This is a genomic window from Shewanella sp. 11B5 (assembly GCF_002836795.1).
In the GTDB taxonomy this organism is placed as follows: domain Bacteria; phylum Pseudomonadota; class Gammaproteobacteria; order Enterobacterales; family Shewanellaceae; genus Shewanella; species Shewanella frigidimarina.
In genome coordinates, this window is sequence record NZ_PJAP01000946.1 from 1 (window position 1) to 2997 (window position 2997).

The 2997-nt window shown below is 42.9% G+C and carries 3 protein-coding genes and 1 pseudogene; all 4 read left to right on the forward strand.

Translation table 11 applies throughout. The annotated features are described in order from the left end of the window. Positions 1–154, forward strand: a pseudogene (locus tag CXF78_RS18620) (arsenical-resistance protein); the annotation flags it as partial. A gap of 136 nt (positions 155–290) precedes the next feature. Next, entirely contained in the window at positions 291–1301 is a 1011-nt protein-coding gene (locus tag CXF78_RS18625; RefSeq protein ID WP_102037594.1) for an ArsJ-associated glyceraldehyde-3-phosphate dehydrogenase, read from the forward strand. A gap of 5 nt (positions 1302–1306) precedes the next feature. Continuing rightward, positions 1307–2524 carry an organoarsenical effux MFS transporter ArsJ gene (gene arsJ, locus CXF78_RS18630; RefSeq protein ID WP_102037595.1) on the forward strand — a complete coding sequence of 406 codons (1218 nt, stop codon included), beginning with the start codon at positions 1307–1309 and terminating at the stop codon, positions 2522–2524. Positions 2525–2851: 327 nt separating this feature from the next. After that, on the forward strand, positions 2852–2997 hold a 146-nt coding region (locus tag CXF78_RS18635; protein ID WP_102037596.1), incomplete at its 3' end, for a DUF1328 family protein.

Here is a 2997-nt window from a genome sequence, read left to right on the forward strand (position 1 = left end):
CTTTTTTGAACTGGCAGTAGCCGTGGCGATATCGCTATTTGGGCTACACTCAGGAGCCGCGTTGGCTACAGTGGTTGGGGTATTAGTTGAAGTGCCGGTGATGTTATCGCTAGTAGCCATTATTAATCGAACTCAACATTGGTTTAATCACTAATGTGACCGCACTTTAAATTTATTGCAGCGCTAATATTTTACCGCTTTAAATGACTAACCGTTTAACCGAATACTTGATACTAATAATCAATCCTTACAACCAAGACTTAACATGAAGCAAAGCTTAGGACACCATTATGACGATAAAAATAGGCATTAACGGTTTTGGCCGTATGGGACGTTTATCCATGCGCGCGGCGTATGATTGGGACGATGTTGAAATTGTACATATTAACGATCCTGCTGGCGATGCCGCCACGCTGGCACATTTAATGACCTTTGATTCAGTCCATGGCCGCTGGCACCACGAGGCAACACATGACGGTGATGCTATTGTTATTAACGGCAAAGCCATTCCTTGCAGCCGTAATGTCGCTACCCAAGACACCGATTGGTCAAAATGCGATGTGGTGATTGAAGCCTCAGGCAAGATAAAAACCAAAGCCTTGCTACAAGCTTACTTAGATCAAGGTGTAAAACGGGTTGTGGTAACCGCACCAGTTAAAGAAGACGGCGTGCTTAATATTGTGATGGGTGTAAACGATGATTTATACGACAAAGCCATTCACCCAATCGTGACCGCAGCTTCTTGTACCACCAACTGCTTAGCGCCTGTAGTAAAAGTTATCCATGAGAACATTGGCATTAAGCATGGCTCAATGACCACGATTCATGACATTACCAATACTCAAACTATTTTAGATGCACCGCATCAAGACTTACGTCGCGCCCGTGCGTGTGGCATTAGTTTGATACCAACTACTACTGGTTCTGCTACCGCGATTACTCATATATTCCCTGAGTTAAAAGGCAAGTTAAATGGTCATGCGATACGTGTGCCGTTAGCCAATGCGTCACTCACCGATTGTGTATTTGAAGTGGCTCGTGGAACGACTGCAGAAGAAGTAAACCAGTTATTGAAGCAAGCTGCTGATACAGAACTGCAGGGCATTATGGGTTATGAAGAACGACCATTAGTGTCGGTAGATTATAAAACCGACCCGCGTTCAAGCATTATCGATGCATTGTCGACCATGGTGGTGAATGACACCCAAGTTAAATTGTATGTGTGGTACGACAATGAGTGGGGATATGCCAATCGTACCGCTGAGCTCGCCCGCAAAGTCGGCTTAGCAGATAAGGAATAAGCTTCATGGGGCTGGATTCATTGCGTTCCTTATCACCATCGATAAAGCAGTATTTACTGATCACTGGTAATTACTGGGCATTTACGTTAACCGATGGCGCTTTGCGTATGCTGGTGGTGTTGTATTTCCATCAATTGGGTTACAGCCCGTTAAATATTGCAATGTTGTTTTTGTTTTATGAGATTTTTGGCGTAGTGACTAATCTTGTTGGTGGTTGGTTAGGAGCAAGGCTTGGCCTAAATAACACCATGAACATTGGCCTAGGCCTGCAAATAGTGGCGTTAGCTATGCTTACCGTATCCACAGAAATGTTGACTGTCGTTTATGTTATGGCGGCGCAGGCCTTATCGGGTATCGCCAAAGATTTAAATAAAATGAGTGCCAAAAGTGCCATTAAAACCCTAGTGCCAGCAGATGCTGAAGGCAAACTTTATCAATGGGTGGCGTTGTTAACGGGCTCAAAAAATGCCTTAAAAGGGATTGGTTTCTTTTTAGGCGGCGTATTGCTCACAAGCTTAGGATTTAGAGGCGCCATTATCTTAATGGCTTCACTATTAGGCATTGTATGGTTATGTAGTTTAGTGGCCTTAAAAGATGATTTGGGCAAAGCTAAAAACAAACCTAAATTCAAAGATATTTTTTCTAAAAGTCAGTCGATTAACATCCTTTCGGCAGCGCGGATGTTTTTATTTGGCGCTAGGGATGTATGGTTTGTGGTGGCACTACCGGTATTTTTAGCCACAACCTTTGGTTGGGATCATTGGTGGGTTGGCAGCTTTATGGCCTGTTGGGTGATTGGTTATGGTGTGGTGCAATCCGTTGCACCTTATTTCACCGGTAAACGACAAGGAAAAGTACCCAGCGGCCGAGCAGCATTTGCATGGGCAACTTACTTACTACTCATTCCCGTCGCGATTGCAGTGGCGTTACATGCAGATTTTTATGTGCTGGAAAGTGTCGTCATCGGCTTATTAGTGTTTGGCGCGGTGTTTGCGATTAACTCGTCATTGCATAGCTACTTAATTGTTAGCTATGCCGGCAGTGATGGTGTGTCACTGGATGTGGGCTTTTACTATATGGCCAATGCCATGGGAAGGTTAATCGGTACGGTACTGTCTGGTTGGGTGTATCAAGCTTATGGTTTAGAAGCCTGCTTATGGATATCCAGTGGCTTTATAGCTCTTGCTGCTTTAATTTCACTTAAGTTGCCTCATAAAGGGTAATCCATTACAGCCACTAGATGCATTTTTGTTTACTTATCGATATTTCACTCCGGTGGCGTGGTAACCTGAAACTCTTACCGTATCATCGGTAAAAATTGCCTGCTGGTCTATGGCTTCCTCATTACTGATTTTCTTACCTTAAATTTAAAATATCTAAAAATCATGGTCTTATAACGTTTTGTTAAAGTTGGCACGATGTTGGCTTTAACTAATACATAGTCGTGGTGTGAATCGTTCGTTTTTACGATAGAGATAAGATATTTGTATCAATCGTCAGCGTAAATTCAACGTACATCACAATGTAAACCGTACACCAAGGAGGTTTTTATGTTGGGCTGGACATTAATGTTTTTAGTTATAGCCGTTATAGCGGGTCTATTTGGTTTTACCGGTATTGCAGGTGCAGCAGCAGGCATCGCGAAAATTATTTTCTTTATTTTTATTGTGTTGCTAGTGATTTCGTTAGTAGCCAA